Below are 20,017 nucleotides of genomic sequence, written 5' to 3'. Positions count from 1 at the left end.
CGATTGGCGATGTATTGTTCGGTGATGTTAATCCGAGCGGTAAACTGACGATGACATTCCCGAAGAATGTAGGCCAGATACCTATCTATTATGCTCACAAGAATACAGGTCGTCCGTTGCCGGCAGGCAAATGGTTCGAAAAGTTCCGTTCCAACTATCTGGATGTAGACAATGACCCGTTGTATCCGTTCGGCTACGGTTTGTCGTACACCACATTCCAGTACAGCGACATTTCTTTAAGTGCGCCGACCATGGAACAGAATGGTTCTGTTACCGCCAAAGTTACGATAACCAATACCGGAAAACGTGATGGTGCGGAAGTGGTACAGCTTTATATCCGCGACTTGGTAGGAAGTATTACCCGTCCGGTCAAAGAACTGAAAGGCTTTGAGAAGATTTTCCTCAAAGCGGGTGAAAGCAAGACGGTATCTTTCAAAATCACTCCGGACCTGCTGCACTTCTATGATTATGACCTCAACTACGTGGCCGAACCGGGAGACTTTGACCTGATGGTCGGAGGGAATAGCCAAGTGCTAAAAACAGCTCGTCTGACATTAAAATAAAAAAGATATGAAAAACCTAACATACATCGGCATAGCAAGTCTGCTGTTATTTCTCTGCGGTTGCAAGGGAACGTCCGTATCAAACGTACAGCCATTGGACGTCATGACTTTTAACATCCGGCTGGATGCACCTTCGGACAGTGCCAACAACTGGAAGTACCGCAAGGATAATGTCTGCCGGATGATTGCATACTACCAGCCGGACTTGTTGGGTATGCAGGAAGTATGTCACAACCAGATGGAAGACCTTAAACAAGGTCTTCCCCAATATACTGCACTTGGCGTGGGACGTGACGACGGAAAAGAAGCCGGAGAATATTGTCCGATTTTCTTCAATACCGAGCGGTTCAAACTGGTGGAGTACGGCAACTTTGCCCTTAGCGAACATCCTGAAACCATCGGTGTAAAAGGCTGGGATGCATCTTATAACCGCATCGCCACCTGGGCCGTATTGGAAGAAAAGAGTAACGGTAAGAAAATTGCCTTCTTCAACACCCATCTGGACAATGACGGAAAAACAGCCCGCAATGAAGGTATCCGGTTAATTCTGAATAAAATGAAGAAAATAGCCCCACACACACCCGCCATACTCACGGGTGACTTCAATTGTACTCCCGGCGAAGAGCCTCTACAAACATTGGAAGATAACGAAATGAAGAATGCAGCAAAACTGGCAACTGTGACCTATGGTCCCTCATGGACTTTCCATGATTTCGGCCGCCTGCCAATGGAAAAACGTGTATTGCTGGACTACGTCTTCACCACCAACGAAGCAAATATCGACCGCTATCGTGTCGTTAAGGATACGCCGGACAATGGTTTCTTATCCGACCATTATCCCGTGCTCGTAAAACTAACCTTCTAACAAATCATCCCCATGAGAACACGATATAGTTTATTGTTACTATCACTTTTACTGTGTTTTACGCAATGTAAAAGCCCGAGCGCAAAGCCGGATCGTATAAGCGACGAAGCTCTGATGGACACTGTACAAAGGAGAACATTCAATTACTTCTGGGACGGTGCCGAACCCAATAGCGGACTGGCACGCGAACGTATCCACATGGATGGTGTCTATCCCGAAAATGACAAGAATGTTGTTACCACCGGAGGCAGTGGCTTCGGTATTATGGCAGTGCTTGCAGGCATCGACCGCGGTTACGTTACCCGTGCCGAGGGGCTCGCCCGCATGGAACGTATCGTTTCATTCCTCGAAAAAGCCGACCGCTTCTATGGTGCTTATCCGCATTGGTGGTACGGGGATACCGGAAAAGTAAAACCTTTCGGACAAAAAGATAATGGTGGTGATCTGGTGGAAACTGCTTTTCTGATGCAAGGACTTCTTGCCGTGCACCAGTATTATATCAACGGTTCTGCCGCAGAACAAGTTCTTGCCAAACGCATCGACACCCTTTGGCGCGATGTGGACTGGAACTTCTACCGCCAGAACGACCAGAACGTTCTCTACTGGCATTGGAGTCCCGAGTACGGTTGGGAGATGAACTTTCCCGTACACGGTTACAATGAATGCCTCATCATGTACATCCTTGCAGCCGCCTCACCTACACATGGGATTCCTGCTACTGTTTATCATAAAGGTTGGACAGAGAACGGCGCCATCGTAGAACCGCATAAAGTAGAAGACATCAAACTCCACCTGCGCTATCAGGGCTGCGAGGCCGGTCCGCTCTTCTGGGCACATTACTCTTTCCTCGGACTGAACCCGACGGAACTGAAAGATGAATACTGCACCAGCTATTTCAACGAAATGCGCAACCTGACCCTAATCAACCGTGCTTATTGCATTCGCAATCCGAAAGGCTGGAAAGGTTTTGGTGCCAATTGCTGGGGCCTGACTGCCAGCTACTCCGTCAAGGGATATGCCGCACACGCTCCGAATGAACAGAGTGACTATGGAGTCATCTCTCCCACCGCCGCCCTTTCGTCCATTGTGTATACTCCGGAATACTCACTGGAAGTTATGCACCATCTTTACGGAATGGGGGATAAGGCATTCGGCCCGTACGGGTTCTATGATGCTTTCAGTGAAACGGACAACTGGTATCCGCAACGCTACCTTGCCATCGACCAAGGCCCAATAGCCGTCATGATAGAAAACTACCGCACCGGATTACTGTGGAAGCTCTTCATGAGTCATCCTGACATACAGGCAGGATTAAAAAAGTTGGGATTCAAGTAATCTTATGGATGCTGTTTAGACTTCTTTCATTGCCCAATAAGATTTTCCTCATTGCCTGCTCCCGGTTCGTTGCACTATAGTTATACGCAAGGATAACTATAGTCTCCCTTGCGTTACACTATAGTTAGACGCAAGGGAGACTATAGTATAACGAAATAAAAGTGCCTGATAAACTACATTCCGATAGGCAGGCGGCGAAATAAAACATGCCTGCAAGAATCATTTCTACATCAAAGAAAAAATAATGTATTCTTTCAAATGATGTAACGTCATGGAAAGTATCTGTAACACCCTCCCGTCCAAGCAAAAGAAACATCGCCTATCTTTGCCAATAGATGTAAACCTCTAAAAGAAATAGAAACATGAGAAACAGGAAAACACATTTATTGGCACTGATTATTCTGCTGGGTATGGGCACTTCTACATCCGCACAGAAAATTCCCCTGGTTTATAGTGTGGAAAATACGGGAATGAAGAATCCCACCCCCGTACTACCGGGCATTGACGAATTACCGGTAGTCAAAACGCTGACCGACCCTTTTCAATGGTCCGACGGAAGCGGCCGTTCCACTCACTTCAAGGACTGGAGCCGCCGCCGTGCTGAGATAGCCCGCGAAATAGAACATTATGAAATAGGCGAAAAGCCCGTAGTATCCCGAAAAGATATTACCGCCGACATAACGGATGATACCCTCAGAGTACATGTAACGGTGAACGGACAAACGCTCACTCTTAAAGCAAAAATCACTTATCCGGAAGGCAAAGGCCCCTTCCCCGCTATCATCGGAATAGGCAGGGGGACAGGCAGCCTTCCTCCCACCATCTTCACAAGTCGCAACATAGCGCAAATTGCATTCAACTTCACACAGGTCATGTCGCACACCCAAAAGCGAGGCAACGAACCCATCAACAAACTATATCCCGACCGCACGGACATGGGGGCTTATTGCGCCTGGTCATGGGGAGTAAGCCGCATCATCGACGGGCTGGAAATTGTAGGCAAAAAGAGCAAGATAGATACCAAGCACCTCGCCATATCCGGTTGTTCCTTTGCCGGAAAAATGGCTCTCTTTGCCGGGGCATTCGACGAACGTATCGCACTCACCATCGCTCAGGAACCGGGTGGCGGTGGCGCAGCAGCCTGGCGTGTCTCCGAAACCCTGGGCGAAGTAGAAACCCTGGGCAGAACCAGCCATGCCTGGTTCAAGGAAAGCATGTTCCAATACAAAGAAGAAAATGTTTCGAAACTGCCGTATGACCATCATGAACTATGTGCCATGATAGCACCACGCGCATTACTGGTTCTCGGCAATCCGGACTATGTATGGTTGGCGGACGAATCGGGTTACGTCTCCTGCCGTGCCGCCCGTAAGGTATGGGAAACTTTCGGCATTGCCGACCGGATGGGCTTCTCCATCATAGGCGGACATGGACATTGCCAGCTACCCACTAGTCAATTTCCTGAAGTTGAAGCTTTTGTAGATAAATTCCTGCTTGGGAAGAAAGATGCGAATACAGAAGTCACCATCGCACCGCTTTACGAAAAAGTTGATTATGAACGCTGGTTTTACCACTAAAACTCTTTATCTTTGGGGGTAACACTTACTAATACCCCCAAATTAATGAAAAGAGTTTTATTGGCCATCTGCGTGATGGCGCTGTCAGTCCTCTCTTACGGACAAGACGGCAAAGAGCGAGCCTTTACTTTTGCCTGGCTCAGCGATGTACATCTCAATTCTTTCGCCTATGCCGAGGATGACCTGCGGCAATCCATTGAAGACATCAATGCCAACCCGGATGTGGACTTCACCATTCTCAGCGGCGATGTGACGGAATTTGGAGATACGAAAGAATTCTATCTGTTGCAGGAGATTCTGAAGAATTTCCGTAAGCCTTATTTTCTGCTTCCCGGCAACCATGACGTGAATTGGAGTGAAAATGGCTGTACCATGTTCGATAAGATTTTTCGGGCATCCCACTTTTGCCATGACTGGCAAGGAGTACGCTTCATTGGCTGTGGTGCCGGGCCAAGCCTCCGCATGGGACCGCCGCACATTCCGCGTGAAGAGATACTGTGGCTCGATTCCATTGTGCGCGCCACTCCCCCGGAGCAGCCTGTTGTTTTCATCAATCATTTTCCTATCAATCAGGATTTGAGCAACTGGTACGAGGTAGTGGATATTCTCAAAACCCGCAACATTCAGGCCATACTTGGCGGACATCTGCATGCGAACCATCCTTATGATGCCGAAGGTATTCCCGCCGTCATAGGCCGTTCCTCACTGAGGAGGCAAGACCCGATAGGCGGATATAATCTCGTTACCCTGCGCGGCGACAAACTGGAATTCCGCGAACGCATCATCAAGACCGAAACCCTACCGGCCTGGAATACTATTCACCTGGCACCTTTGAACGAGAAAAAGGATACGGTTTACTATCGCCCTGATTTTGCTATCAACGCTACTTATCCCTCGGTCGGCGAGGTATGGAAACTCAAAGATGTGACTGACGTGGCCTCGCAAGCCAGCATTGACGGCAATCTGTACATTTATACCAATACCGCAGGCGTGGTTCATGCGCTCAATGCCACCAACGGAAAAACCTTATGGACCTACACCACCGGAAATAAAATTTTCTCCGCTCCTTTCATCACTCCGAAACTCGTCATCGTTTCTTCCTGTGACGGTTTCATCTATGCGCTGGACAAAAAGAAAGGTACTGTACGCTGGAGGCATAACACCAACTATCCCATCGTAGCCTGTCCTGTCGTTGCTGACGAAACCATCTACATCGGCAGCAGTAACGGCAAGTTCTACTCACTAAAGCTGGCGGACGGCACTGTGAACTGGACTTGTGATGGCTTGCAGGGGTATATAGAAGCACGCCCCGCCGTAGATAGGGAGCGTGTATACATAGGAACCTGGGGAGCCATGTTCTATGCCATCGACCGGAAGAGTGGAAAGAAGGTCTGGGAATTCGACACTAAACGGGGCAGATATTTTTCGCCGGGTGCCTGCTGGCCTGTAGTGCTGCCTTATGCCGAACAAAACAAGAAAGCCGAACAGGTCATTGTCCTCAGTTCCGATTATTTCATCCGGGCATTTCAACCCAAAAACGGAGAAATTCTCTGGGCTTCGGATGAAGCTAAAGGACGGGAATCTCTCGGCTTCTCACCGGACGGAAGAACCATGTATGTGAAAGGAATCAAGAATAACATTACTGCTGTGGATATTTCTAATGGCAAGTATACTACTCTCTGGAATACACTGATGCCATACGAGAGTAACTTTATTCCTACCCGGATGGAAACGACGGAACGTCTGGTATTCATTCCTACTGAGTTTGGGGTACTCCATGCGGTGAAGACAGACGGAAGTGGCATCGCGTGGTCTCACAAGGTTTCTCATTCGGCCATCACTTCCCTGATAAATGCAGGGAAAGGAAAGTTGGTTGTTATGACAATGGACGGTACGGTGAGTTGTCTGCAGTATGCCGATAACTGAAATCAGACCCGATAACATAGAAGTATAAAAAAATGCGGGAAGACCGGAGAGATTATTCGATTCTCCGTGCTTCCCGCATTTCAGTCAGAAGTATCACCGAACTTCCCGTTTATCCTTCCTACTCTATGAATTGAGGAGTGAAACGGAAATCAGAAGTACTGTTTCTCGTAATTGTAAAGTCGGTACCGGTATAATCTTTCGGCCCCGGTATAAAGACTGCATGATGCAAAATATATTTCACCCGCGCAGCTTGTTCGGCAGTAAATGCATTGGCATCCGAAATTGCATAATCCATGATATTGGTAGAACGGAACTGCACGCCTGTCTTACTGTTAGTGCGCATCACATATTCCTTATATCCATCAGAGGTCGTCGTAGTGATGTCACCGTAATATGTCAGATAGTTCGTCAATTTGACATCATATTGATACTTGTTGTAAGGAGGAGTATCCGTACAGTAGTCAGAATCCTCATTACTATTCGTATTACCATTCAGCAACTGGTTAAAAGCATGATACAATCCCAGAAAATGTCCCAATTCATGAGAAAGCGTCGCAACCACATTCGACATTGAATAACCATTTGTTCCTTTCGGAATATCATAAATATACTTATTGTTAATGCTCACACATTGCGGATAGGGGTTTTCATTCAGGTTGGCTCCCTTCTTTACTTGGCTGATGCCATCCATTTCGAAAGGTTCGGGCAACCAAGGGAATTGAGCAATACCCAGTACCAAGTCGTCGGAGAAATTATATAGAACCACATTGATATATTTGCTTGGGTCCCACAAGATGTCTTTATACTTTGGGTCGCCACTACCCATAAATGTAGAAGGATCCATTGTGGTATATTGCCACTTCTCTCGACTCACTCCCGGTTCCTCCAGTTTATTGCCATCCGGATCTTCCGTAGCCATCACAAAATCAAAATTCATGCCAGCACCGCAATTATCATAATACTGGTTCACACTGTCCAATACTTTCTGCAAGTGTCCTTCTTCCACATAGTGATACTTATTATTCTGATTCCAATAGAGGACATGGAAAACGACAGGCAACTTATAGAAATGATTTTCCGAGAATGCATAAGCATCTTGCTTTATCGTCACCCTCTGCGAAAGAGTCTCGGCATTAGTCAACGTAACCTCTGCCGAACGACTTTCTTGTCCCAGATTCTCATTCACTTTCAGCACCAGCTTATCTTGTGTGGCAGAACTCTCAGCTACCACCCATGCCGGCACTTCCGACAAAGTCCATTCACTGGTACTCGTCACTTCTATCATATATTCTCCACCTTCTGCATTAGCGGTCAGTTCCGTTTTCTGCAAAGTAAGGACGGGGTCTTCATCATCTTCCGAACAGCCGCTGAACACAGCAACAGCCAACAGTAAGAATAAATATTTCAATTTCATTCTCTTGATTTATTTTATTTATATTCAAATTTCACTTGACTGTTCAGTCCGCAACTAATCGCATTATCCACAGTGTAGCGTGTTCCATTTTCGCTTTGAGTTACAATGAACACTACGCGGGTATTAGCTAAGTTAGAAACTGACATGCTGCTCAAACTGAATTCGTGTGAAAACATCAACGTTTCACCAGCCTGGCATTCTGTTTTTCCTCCCAGATTTACTCCCGTTATCGGACTGGCAGAAGAGGTACAACGCAACACATTGTTATGATGCTTAAAGTCATAGTCGGCCTCCAATGCAGGATAAGAGTTCAACTGTCCGGTTGCATAAATATTATCTTCCACTATCCATGCACAGATACGGTATTTGCCTGTCTTGCCTACTTTAACCGCAGCCGTCACCTTGATAGAACCTGACGTTTCGGTACCCGATACTGCTGCACTGATAGCCGTATTAGCATCTGCTTTCAGGAAATCCCCGGCAGCAGTCTGAATACGTGCAGCCACTTTAGCCGGAGTATCAGAAGATTTTAGTTCCAAAGCTTCACTGCTTGGACGCATATTAAATAACAATGCAGGGGCAGACTTGAGACCTAACCCTTGTAATACACCGGTACTATAATTTGAAATCATGTCGTCGCCATCCATTATTCCATGTGCAGCCACAACCAACGTGTTTTTACTTTCGGCTAACTTTTCATACTCCGTAAGCCCTGCAATCATCATAGGACAATATACACATCCCAAACTCGTAGCTTGCACTGCCAGTACGTTGTGCTTGAAACCTTCAAACTTATTCGGTTGCGGGTCCGCAGGCAAGTCCAACAGACCACTGGTTACCGTTACGGTAATTGTAGGAGACATCTCATTATTATAGCTGGCGAAGAAAGAATATTCACCTTGTGTTTTTGAGGAAAAAGAAGTAGAAGGCAAAATATCATAACTTCCACCCTTCTTCTGATAAATCTTAGCTTCGGCAGTCACATTTTTCTTACCTTTCATTACGGTAAATACAGCCTGGTCCGTTCCGTTATTCTCAATATAAGCTGCTGAAGATGTCAACAGCAATTCGCCTGTCTCACCTTCAGGTTCATCACCATCGGAGTTACCGGAACATCCTACGGTAAACACCAGCAAAAGAGAACACAATAATAAATTCCAATATTTTTTCATAAGTCTTGTTGATTTTAGAATGAAGTAGTTAATGTTAAGTTAGCTCCTGTGTAGGCAGGTGTATATCGGCATACGCCTCCCGAACAGATAAATCCGGCACGATTACGGCCATAGCTTAGCTGTAAACGTGTGTTCTTACGGGTATAGCTCACCGAACCATTGTAATAGTGCACTTCCGTAGTGCCCATATTATACATATCGCTCAGCGAGAAACTCCAACGAGGTGCCAGATTGAATTCAATCAGTCCGGCAATCCAATCTTTCTCATAATCCTGTGAATAAAGATACTGCACTTCGGCACGCACCGATTTCTTTCTATCGAATTTATACAGTCCGTCGAGTACAAATATATTCGATACATAGGTTTTGTCATCCAAGCCGTGGGTAGGGCTCCATTCCTGTACGGATACCAGGAAAGTAGTCTTCAATTGCTTGTTCCACTGGCGTTCAACGTCTGCATTGATATCCCTCCACAATAAACGTGACTTCACTGTGGTGGCTTTATCCGAATAGAACGTAGATCCATTGGCATGGAAGTTCCAGTATTTACTGCGATCGTTCTTGTTGCGCAAAGAGTAATAAATATCTATTTGTCCGCCTTTCTCACCCTCTCCATTGCTTTGATAAGGATTCAGGTTGGCAAGCATATAGGTATATTGGCGCGTCAAAGCAGGCAGATAGTTCAGGATGTTTCCCACTCCTTCACCTTCCTGAGAAAGCTTTGTGCTCATATATTTCAATTCACGATAGGTTCCTAAAATAGAAAAGCTGTTATAGCTATAGCCCAGCTCTGCCAGCAAACCATGTCCTTTGGCTGTTGTTCCTATCAATGAGGGTGATACATCTTTCCCTTTACCTACATACTCCACACGACCATTAAGGCCATTCCAGTCAAAGTTAGCACGTGCCGAATACATATCGACATTGGGTTTTGCTATGCTCGCCATTTCTTCGGGCACTTCTTCATTGCGGTTTACATAGCTTCCTTCTACGTTGAGCACAACTCCCTGCCAATTGGTAAAGTTCGCCAGGGAGAGGCTGAGGTCAGCACCACGCACCCAAGAATCTACATAGTCGGCATACAGGCGAGGACGTCCGTACAAGCCTTTCACCGTAATATAATCCTGATATGTATAAGAGCCAAAGAGACCTTCGATTGAGTTATTGATACCCAACGTACGATCTTCAAAACTACGAAATACCATCCCCGATCCAAACTGTTCGAAAATGTCTCCCGCCCTGAAACCAAAGTTGTCATCCTGCCAACTGACATACTTCACACCCAGAAAGGCTTTCTTGTCACCATAGACTCCCATGTCATACCCTTGCAAAGCAGGCAGATAGCCTTCCAACTGAATTCCGGCAGCAAACTTTCCCTTAGTATAATCAAGCTTTAAGTAGTTATTGCTACCGAAATGATCGTCCGGATAAACACTGCTACCATCCTTGAGCTTACTATCTTTTACATAGTAGATACTGTTCGATTCCAATCCTCCGGTCAAACGTCCTTTGTCTTGTGCTGATGCTTCCGGCATACAAACTCCGGCCAACAACAATAAGAATAAAATATGTTTCATTATTTGCCGATTGCTTTAAGTTGCTCCAATAATTCATACTCACTACCTGGGGTATAACCAGTATGTGCATAAACCACCTTGCCATTACCATCAACGACAAATGTCTGCGGTGTCAGCATCACATTCATCGCACGCTTCAAGTCCTGATTTTTATCGAACAGGCAGATGAAGTTCCAATCAAATCCTTTTGCCATGGAACGCGCACGTGCTGTGAAACGGCTGTCATCAATGGAAACTGCAATAATGTTGAAATCAACTTCCTTTTGCCACTCTTCCATCAGTTCATTCAATGTGTTCAGTTCTGTCAGACAAGGCTTGCAGGTAACACCCCAGAAAGAAATAATTGCCGGTTTCCCACCAAGTATATTCTGTGTACTGATAACTTCACCCTTCGCATTCTCAACTTTCACATCCGGCCACGCATCTTGTGCAGAAGCCGCTACGGTGAAAAGGAGAAAAAAAAGAATATAGATTAATTTATTCATAATCAAAATATTTAAAGAACCTCTAAGGGAGAATTCTCCCATAGAAGTTCTTTATAATAATACTAAATTATTTCTTCAGGTTCTTCTTCATATTATCCACAGAGAATACCTTTCCCTGAACCGGAGTTCTAGAAACGAAATCGTATGGAGTACGAGTTCTGCGGAAGTGATTACCACTACGGGCAGAAACTTTAGGAGTCACCTTAGAGATACTACGGGTAGCCTTAGCTGTGCTGGCTTTATCCGCAGTACGTGTCAGGACAATACCTTCCGCAGTAGTTGGGAAGCTCCAATTGGGATAGCCATAAGACTCTGTTGCAAAGCCCGGACTATAAATCTTTCCATCCTGTTCCACTGATTTAATAGTAACGGTGTTCATATCAGCAGAAACCTCAACCGGGAAGTCAGAAGTATAATAATTGTCTGGAGTTTCAGTATTATATGCACACAACACCAAAGTTCTGTACCAATCAGCCAATGGGTCTACATAACGATAATAGTTGTAACCATCTTCCAACATACGAGTGGTAATGATCGAAACAGCATCCGCACCATTTTCATCTTTCTCAATCTTCAAGAACATCTTCGGACCATAATCACGGAACAATTCATCCGTATTATAAGCTGAATACTCAGTAGAGTGGAATAAATCCCAGGAAGTAGCAAGAGGTGCGTACCAATCATCATAAGCAAATCCTGTAGCTACCAGACAGTTCATATTTTTATATTTCTGAGTGTAATATGCAGCTCCCTCTTTGTACTCCTCAAAGTACTTAAGTACAAGTTCTTCCGCTTGTGCCTGAGTCTTTCCTTGTTTAACGAAGTATTCCACTAATCCCTGTTTCACATCCTCAGGTAGAGTAGCTACTTGTTCAGGACCGGATGCAATCGTTACGGGGCAAGTTACAGTCGTACCGGATGCATTGGTCATCGTAGCTGTCCAAGTACCTTGGAGTTTACTGAATAGTTCACTGTTTACCGGTTCTTCTGCTTTGAGAGGAGCCGATGTAGTTCTATAATTGTCACCGTCATAGAAGAGTTTAGTCTTTTCGTCCACATTGTAAGATTCCAAAACCAACCAGCTTTCAGTATCATCCATTGTAGAGAAAGCCATATCATAACCTTCGGCACTGTTAATCTTGCCCAATACATCGGCATCATTAATACCCTGTCCATAGGTTGCCACCATTCTGGCGATATTTTCTTCTAGATTTTCACCTTCCATACCATTTAATTCCGGATACCAGTCTTTAGTATAGTTCAGCAGATACTTGAATGCAGCACAGTCACCATTAGGAGCTTTGATATTGAAGCCTATCTGATAAGGACTCTCCATTTTCAATGGAGTCACCTTAAATTCTACAGCCGGTTTATCTGAAACAATCGTCTTGATTCCTTCAAGTTTATCCAATGTTTGTATAGTAGCATCTTCATTATATACACCTACAACATACGCAGTATAAGTGTGTCCGGGAGTTAGTGAGTAAGTAAGCTGTTGTACACCATCATATCGGTCACCACCATTCAAAACGGATATCTGCAAACCGTCTTCACCCCCTACAAAATTCAGGAACATTTCCAAATCTGCATCGTCAATCAATGCCACCACGTATTGCAGAATGTCATCACTTGGGGTATAAGTAATCATAACACTCTTTTCTGTCGCACGGTCTATCTGAGCCATTACACTACCAGTACCTTTGTGCGGTGCTTGGGTAAACAGAACAGTTTTTGCATAACGACCTGTAAATTCCATATTTTCGCTAATCGGTTTTTCTTCTGTATACTCTTTGATATTGGGTAACTTAGAGCCTAAAACACCCCAATCATCATCGTCACCACCACCATTATCAATATAGTTCACAAAACCCTCAGAAGTACCATCTTCATTACATTGACCTATAAAAATGACATATCCAGTTCCCGGATGTACAGCATACGGATAAATATCATCTTCATAATCCTTTTCATTCAAAGCACCTGCATAAGCATTAACGCCATTTTCTATCGTTATATTTTGAGGACCTTTATATCGGGGATCACGCATGCCTCCATAAGGGTTTGCTACTACATAATCGGCATCAGTTTTTCCATACTGTATCTTATAAGTCTCATAATCCTCTATACTAATAAATCCCAAAGAGTAATAAACATCTTCAGGCACTTCCACATGCAGTGTTACGGAAAACATATCCGTTTTTATCACCGTCACCATCTGCGAGTATTTCGGAGTATTAATCTTCTGTGAGTAAATCTTATACTCATTGCCTACCTTGAAAATAAAGAATATCGTATATGCTTTATTTCCTTCCAAGCCAGCCACTAATACTTCGTCCGTATCACCTGTAACAGTCACAATAGTTCCATTCTCCTGTGCTTCAGCATAAGCCACAATGGGGTCAGGTTCTGCAACATTAGCACCTTCCATAACTTTATAAACATAGGATTCGGCTCCTTTAGTAGTCAATTTAAAAGTAGCAGAAGTTGCAAACAGAGCATCCGAAGCAGGAGCTTCTACTCCTAATACAGGTTCGCCATTAGTACCCGGTTCGTCATTATCATCCGAACAACTCCACATTCCCCCAGCTAAGACAAGTGCACTCAGCAGGAATAAACATCGATACAATTTTCTCATAATTCTAACAAATTTAATTAATAAATACACGAACCAGCAATGCATAACATTCTCTAATTCGCAAAACAAAACCTCTATATGTAATCAATAAATCTTATAATATTTATGAATAGTTAAAAGCTCCGGCATAATAAATCCACAAGAAAAGTAATTGAACACTGCTTATCCTTTTCAAACAGTTATAATCATCCAAGAAATTATTAATATGCCAATCTAAAGTTGAAACACAATAGATACCTGCAGACAAATAATTCCTATATGTTCAAATTAACAACTTGCCATTTTATCCTTTAAATAGAAAAGTAGAGAAGATGATCCTCTCGCCTTTCGAACATTTTCAAAAGGGAGGAACAGGTGATAGCATGAAATTATCATTAAAAGCAGCATCATTATAGAGGGTTGATACTCTGACAGTACCCTCCAACTTTGAACTATTGCAAAAGTAGCATACAAGAAATACAATGCAATAATTCACCAATGAAAGCGTTTTTTTTGCATTTGGCATATTCGTTATTTTATAATGTGAATAAGCAATTAAACATATCTTTCCAACTAATTACATCAAAACATCTTATACAACTTCTCACTTACATTTATTTTGTAAATAAAAACAGCATTCCAGTCTCAGAAATAGCTAGTTCAAGAAGAACGTTTTTAAAATGCTTTTATCCTGTCGATATGCTCTACAGAGGTGATATTTTGATAAATCATAAAAAGGGTAGAAACAAAGTGTGCCAATATAACATATAAAAGATAATTTCATTCAATAATAGCAATTTGTATGCTCTTAAATAAGATTAGGCTCAAGCCTAAGAATAGATAGGTAGAAAACTAGATATGAGAATAAATGAATTATATAATGAAGCCACTTTACTATAAGTATTGTCTACATTGCAAGTAATACTCTCTATTCGATAGCATTAATGGCACTAAACTGATTTATTTGATTACATTCTTCCTAAGTTCATTTTTACTGAGTTAAAAAGAACATAAATGTATTGTTTTTACAAAAAAACGCATATCTTTGTAATCGTAACCTAAATGAAGCTTAAAAAAGTTCATTTAGCAGTTACAAGCGATGAGGTGGCTTATTTTCTTTGTATATACGCACATATATATACATTTAATATAAAAAAGAAAGCAAAAAGCGCCAAGTTCTTCTTGAACTTAGTAAGTTTATTTACCCCTCTAAAATCATTTAATATTTCCACAAAAATCCCCAATCATCTGTAGAGTTTTTTAGATATTTCCTATATCTATATAGAAGACAATTAACAAATATATAGCCGGTTGCCTTCAATAAATAACATATCAACATACAAATTATATCAGAGAGCGATAAGAATATATTTACTTAGTTCATCCTTAAAATTATCGCTGTACTGCATTTCATATACATTTTTCTTGCAATTCAAACAAAACAACGTTTTATTATTGTAACCTTATGATATAAAAGAGTTAGAATCAGCTATAACCCACAAAAAAAGAGGAAGCCTATCAAAAGCTTCCTCTCCTTTTATTTCTTGGCTATAGATTATTCTCCACCGCCACCGCCTTGAGTACCGCCGCCATCTTTCACATCATCGTTACTGATAGAACGGGCAGCTTTCTTCACACTGGCCCTCAATTCACCAATGCGATAGCTGATGCTCATACCGAACGAACGGTTGGGATAACGGCTCTTACTGGTAGAGTAGAAATTCTCTCCGAAAGTTGTATTATTGAAGTTCATATACTTGGAGAACAGGTTCGAACCATAGACGCTCACCGTCAATCGATCCTTGAGGAACGAGCGGTTCACGCTCAAGCTATAATAAGAATAGCCACTACCCTTTCCCTGCAGCGAGATGTAAGGTGTGCTTCCGCCTGCATTCAAACTAGCACGCAACTTCCACGGGAAAGTATGCTGGATACCACCATACATAGAACCTTGCCAACCGTAGTTATGTAAGTTCCGCGACGGACTTTTGAGATCTGAATAGCCACCACGCCCATTGATATAAATACGCGTTTTGGGTGATGCATTCCAATTAAAATATAAACTCATATTGGTATTACGGCTCTTACCTATATTCTCGTATGTACTGTAAAGAGCACCTTCGGGAGCAAAATGTTCCTGGTCTGGTCCAAAGTATTCACCACCTTCACCTATCAGACGGCTTACGTTCTCAATTCCATTGTTATTGAACGAATGACGCAACGATACATTTACATTAAACTTGGCTGTAAAACTACTATAACTTAGATTGAACGCATGACTTTTCTCACTTTTCAATTCAGAATTACCCTGGCTGATAAACATCGGGTTACGATCATCAAAGTAAGGATTCAAATACCAAATACCAGGACGATAGATACGCATGTCATATCCTCCACGCAATGTCTGCGTCGGTCCAAGTTTGATACCCATAGATACGGAAGGCACCACATCATTATAGTTTACCTTGAAATCTTCACCCGCGCCGATGATGTAGCGCACATCCTGTGCCGTGTGTTCAAAGCGCACACCAGGTTTGAAGGTAAAGTCCTTGTAACGCAGCGTATAGCCCAGGTAAGCGGCAAGAATGTCATTCAGGTGTTTGTAGTTACTACTGCGATCCTCATTATACACATAGTCGCCATTACCGTCACTGCTCCTGTCTTCCTCAAAGCTGTTTTTACTTGTATTATTACGGATGATATACTTCACACCTGTCTCTATGGTATGCAACTTGCCGATGGGTGTCGTATAGTCCACCTGGAAAGTATGCTCTGTAGTATTGGTCTTACCGAAGGTGTGCGAGTTGTAAAGTTGGAAAGATTCAGGCACCTGATAACGGTCCAGATAACGGTTGTAATTGTCACTCTCCTGCGGCTGAGTATTGATTTTGTAGGACAGGGTGAGCATACGGTTTTTATTTTTCTTTGAAGTGCGCTGATAATCGATGTTACCGCGAATAGAATACCACGAACCATCGCCTTCCGTTAAGGTACGATAGCTATACGCCTTTGCATCACGTTCTGCGTTCCACATATCAGTGTTACCCTTCGAATCATTATCATTTCCGCCGCCATACATACCCACAGACATTGTAATGAGCCTCAGGGTATCTATCTCATAACTAGCCTCCACATTACCGTGCTGGAATTGTCCGCTATAATCCGATTCGTTAGTAGACTCCAGATACTTTTGATCGGTAGAATTGTAATCTTCCCGATAGCTATCTGAATAATTAGTAGGCTGGCTATTGTAGCTATAATTATAGTTCCCTGTCAGCGTTAACTTGCCTTGCTTGATGGTGGCATAGGCACCGCCACCCAGCCCCATGTTGCTGGCCCGGCCGCTAAAAGTAGCGGTATATCCTTCGAATCCGCTACCAACGGTTACAATATTAAGGATACCTCCCACACCTTCAGCATCATACTTTGCACCCGGTGAGGTGATTACTTCGATATATTTGATGGTATTGGCAGGCATACTCTTCAACACTTCCTTGGGGTTATTGCTCATCATATTGTTGGGCTTGCCGTTCACGTGTATTTTGAAGCTACTACTACCGTTTACCTGGATATTATCTTCTCCATCCACCGTCACGAGAGGTACTTTTCGCAGCATCTCTATCACAGAGTTGGTTTTTGAATCGGGGTCGTCTTCGATGTTATACTCTATTTTATCCACATCCACCTTCACCAAAGGTTTCTGGGCAACAACTTCCACCTGTCCCAATTCATTGGCAGCGTCCACGATGTACAACGTACCAAAGTCCACCAGTTGCTCTCCAGCCTTTACAGTGAAATCCTTCACAATAGTGCTTCTACCAGTAGAAGAGATAGTCATCACAAAATTACCCGTTCCGGGAACTTTCTCCTGAAACTTACCTTTCATGTCTGTCACCAGCATCTTCAATGCATGGGCCGGTGCTTCTTTTTTTACGATTTTGATTGTGGCGTAAGGTTCTCCCTCCTGAGTCAGCGAGTCTAGCAGAACTCCCTTAATCTGGAATAGAGGTGCCGCATTCTGTGCCGCTACTAATGAGGATACTACCAACATAATGAGCAGCAAAGGGCATTTAATTTTCATTCCTGTTTTTGTTTGTTTGATGAATATTAGTTGACTGTTTTTGTATTAGACGTTACTTATACCTATTTTGTCACAATGAATGCAGCAAAAATAGGCTGTTTTTCTCTAGCTACGAGATTTTCGGAGTTAAAAAAGCACAAAGGAAAGGGGATAATAGAGAATATTTGTAAGTATCCGGCAGAAATCTATAACAAATAGAAGAAAAGTAGCAAGCAAACGTTAACCGCGATTACACAGCCAAAACCACGAAGCACCCACCGGCGCAACGGACTCTTCCCCCCAGCAAAGAACAGTGCATAACACATATTTACGATAATATTGCTCACAATGGCTTGCATGCAACAAGCCGTCACCACCAACACGGCAACGCCCGAACCTTGCAACAGGTTCAAGATAAACGGAGTGATGTCACTCAGCCCGGCAATAAAGGACAAGACATTCAAACCGCCTGTACCGGTATATACCAGCGTATAATGTGTCACAATCGTAAATATCACGAACAGGACGGCAAAAATCAGTGCTACTTTAAATTCCAACGGGTTACTGCTGTCTTCTTCCTCCGCCGCCTCCCCCGTCACAGGAACCGGTTTACGTTTCCGGTGCAGATACCAGGCCACCCCTGCCGTAATCACGGACATAATGAGCAGATAAGGATAAATAGCAGCAAGAATTGCACTACTGAATATACCTATTAATATAAGGAAACGGAGAAACATCATGCTAACGGCTAACAACATCGCCGCAGCATATTCCGGTGCTTCCTGTGCAGGTGCCTTACGGCTCTTACGAGCCAATACGGAAATAGTAGCCGTGCTGCTATACAACCCTCCGATAATACCGGATACCAAAATACCGGATTCGTGGAATACATACCGTCTCAGCAGATAAGAAAGGTATGAAATGCCAGACACCACTACCGTTGCCAGCCAAACAGTATAAGGTGTCAGATTAATATCGGGAATCAAGTTCTCATTCGGCAACATCGGAAGAATGATACCACTGATAGCCAAGAATTTGGCAAGGGTAATCATCTCATCATTCTTCATGCGCTGTGCCAGTTCTGTAAAAGTATGCTTCAACTCGGTGAAGAGCAAAACAGTTACCACTACCATGACATAAAACCAGGAAGGTTGCGTGTCTACGATGGGAGCGATACAATAAGTGATGAGTGCAATGATAATGGTAGTGACTCCGAATACATGGAACTGGGCTTGCTTGACGTAGTAGTTCAGACCAAGCAACAAACCCAGTATAGCACCACCGCCCATGAACAGACGATATTCCACCGGGTCGAGAATATAAAGCAGATACCCCAGAATGCCTATGAAAGTGAACGTGCGGTCTGTACCGAACAACGTCGTTTCCCCTTCACGCTTCAGGCTGATTTTCCGCTGTGAAAGGCCTATTAATAAAGAGAACAGCGTCACTAATACAAAAGTAACCAATTCCCTTGGCAGGTATTCATAAAGTTGCTCCATATTCATTCAGATAGTTCCGATTAGCAACCATTAGCAAGGCAAGTAAATATCTCACCAAGCCGTATATGGACGCTTCATCAGTTGTGAATTATAATAACGGACATCGCCTGTCACTTCCCGGCCGATGAAGTCGGGTTTCTCAAAAGCCTCGTCTTCCGAAGCCAGTTCCACTTCGGCAACGACCAGTCCTTCGTTTTCACCGTAGAACTCATCGACTTCAAACGTATGCTTTCCGCTATGTACCAAATAACGGGTTTTATCAATAACACCCGGCTCACAGAGTTTCATCAACTCTTCGGCCTCCACAAGCGGAATTTCCTTTTCCCACTCATAGCGACTGGTGCCCGAAGCATTAGAGGCACCTTTTATCGTCAGGTATCCTTTCCCGTCACGGATACGTACCCGCACAGTCCGCCCTCTTGCACTACTGATATAACCTTGCACAATACGGCTTTGTTCATACGCTTTTGATTTGTACTCCCCCGTCACGAGGAATTTCCGTTCTATTTCTTGCGACATCTATTCTTTATTTCCCTAAGAAAGAGTATCCCACCAGCATAACCAACACCAGTATCAATGCAGATACACCAATAATCAACAACACTTTCTTAGCCTGTTCTTCCTCTTTACGACTGTGCGTAACCTTTTTCTTGTTCTTTCCCATAATGTGTTCTTAGTATTAAAGTTCAACTGATAACAAAGTAACATGAAATTTGGGAAGTATCCAAAAGAAAAGAAGGAAATTTGTTTGTGCCCGCATAACATCCTCTTCGTACCCGAACCGTATCTGAGACGTACTTGCTCCGTACATTCTTCGGTTAGAGGTACCTCTGAGCGAAGAATGTACGGAGTTGGTACGGAGCAAGTGCATCCCAGGCACGATGAGGATAAAATTTTCTCAAGATTCCGCACACGTATTCTTGCTAATTC

14 protein-coding genes are annotated in these 20,017 nt (G+C 43.5%); 5 read left to right on the top strand and 9 right to left on the bottom strand.

The features are described from left to right. From QZ135_RS17210 to QZ135_RS17190, 5 genes are all read left to right on the top strand, one after another. Positions 1-563 (top strand): fibronectin type III-like domain-contianing protein (locus tag QZ135_RS17210; protein WP_294611970.1); only part of this gene is annotated, 563 nt, incomplete at its 5' end. Positions 564-570: 7 nt separating this feature from the next. Continuing rightward, positions 571-1,428, top strand: a complete 858-nt coding sequence (locus tag QZ135_RS17205; protein ID WP_294611968.1) for an endonuclease/exonuclease/phosphatase family protein — start codon at positions 571-573, stop codon at positions 1,426-1,428. A gap of 12 nt (positions 1,429-1,440) precedes the next feature. Then, on the top strand, positions 1,441-2,763 hold the full coding sequence (locus QZ135_RS17200; RefSeq protein WP_294611967.1) for a glucoamylase family protein: 1,323 nt from the start codon (positions 1,441-1,443) through the stop codon (positions 2,761-2,763). Positions 2,764-3,125: 362 nt separating this feature from the next. Then, positions 3,126-4,340 (top strand): hypothetical protein, encoded by a 1,215-nt coding sequence (locus QZ135_RS17195; protein WP_294611965.1) that lies wholly within the window; start codon positions 3,126-3,128, stop codon positions 4,338-4,340. 45 nt (positions 4,341-4,385) lie between these two features. Continuing rightward, complete coding sequence (locus QZ135_RS17190) at positions 4,386-6,266, top strand: PQQ-binding-like beta-propeller repeat protein (protein WP_294611963.1); 1,881 nt, start codon at positions 4,386-4,388, stop codon at positions 6,264-6,266. A 118-nt stretch (positions 6,267-6,384) separates the two neighbouring features. Here the strand turns inward: QZ135_RS17190 and QZ135_RS17185 are convergent, their stop codons facing one another. The 9 genes from QZ135_RS17185 to QZ135_RS17145 all read right to left on the bottom strand — a co-directional run bounded on the left by QZ135_RS17185 (position 6,385) and on the right by QZ135_RS17145 (position 19,751). Beyond that, entirely contained in the window at positions 6,385-7,680 is a 1,296-nt protein-coding gene (locus QZ135_RS17185; protein ID WP_294611961.1) for a zinc-dependent metalloproteinase lipoprotein, read from the bottom strand. 14 nt (positions 7,681-7,694) lie between these two features. Beyond that, on the bottom strand, positions 7,695-8,852 hold the full coding sequence (locus QZ135_RS17180; RefSeq protein ID WP_294611959.1) for an Omp28-related outer membrane protein: 1,158 nt from the start codon (positions 8,850-8,852) through the stop codon (positions 7,695-7,697). 14 nt (positions 8,853-8,866) lie between these two features. Beyond that, entirely contained in the window at positions 8,867-10,429 is a 1,563-nt protein-coding gene (locus QZ135_RS17175; RefSeq protein WP_294611957.1) for a DUF6029 family protein, read from the bottom strand. Continuing rightward, positions 10,429-10,914, bottom strand: a complete 486-nt coding sequence (locus QZ135_RS17170; RefSeq protein WP_294611956.1) for a TlpA disulfide reductase family protein — start codon at positions 10,912-10,914, stop codon at positions 10,429-10,431. The genes QZ135_RS17175 and QZ135_RS17170 overlap by 1 nt, the downstream gene beginning before the upstream one ends. 67 nt (positions 10,915-10,981) lie before the next feature. Beyond that, a complete protein-coding gene (locus QZ135_RS17165; protein WP_294611954.1) occupies positions 10,982-13,549 on the bottom strand; it encodes a hypothetical protein in 2,568 nt (855 codons plus the stop codon). A 1,534-nt stretch (positions 13,550-15,083) separates the two neighbouring features. Further along, positions 15,084-17,609, bottom strand: a complete 2,526-nt coding sequence (locus QZ135_RS17160; RefSeq protein WP_294611952.1) for an outer membrane beta-barrel family protein — start codon at positions 17,607-17,609, stop codon at positions 15,084-15,086. A 185-nt stretch (positions 17,610-17,794) separates the two neighbouring features. Next, positions 17,795-19,087 carry a DUF4010 domain-containing protein gene (locus QZ135_RS17155; protein ID WP_294611950.1) on the bottom strand — a complete coding sequence of 431 codons (1,293 nt, stop codon included), beginning with the start codon at positions 19,085-19,087 and terminating at the stop codon, positions 17,795-17,797. Positions 19,088-19,138: 51 nt separating this feature from the next. Continuing rightward, complete coding sequence (locus QZ135_RS17150; RefSeq protein WP_294611949.1) at positions 19,139-19,606, bottom strand: CYTH domain-containing protein; 468 nt, start codon at positions 19,604-19,606, stop codon at positions 19,139-19,141. Positions 19,607-19,613: 7 nt separating this feature from the next. Next, positions 19,614-19,751, bottom strand: a complete 138-nt coding sequence (locus tag QZ135_RS17145) for a hypothetical protein (RefSeq protein ID WP_294611947.1) — start codon at positions 19,749-19,751, stop codon at positions 19,614-19,616. Positions 19,752-20,017: the final 266 nt, after the last annotated feature.

Source organism: uncultured Bacteroides sp. (assembly GCF_905207245.1).
Taxonomy (GTDB): domain Bacteria; phylum Bacteroidota; class Bacteroidia; order Bacteroidales; family Bacteroidaceae; genus Bacteroides.
This window is presented reverse-complemented; position numbering and strand designations above follow the sequence as displayed.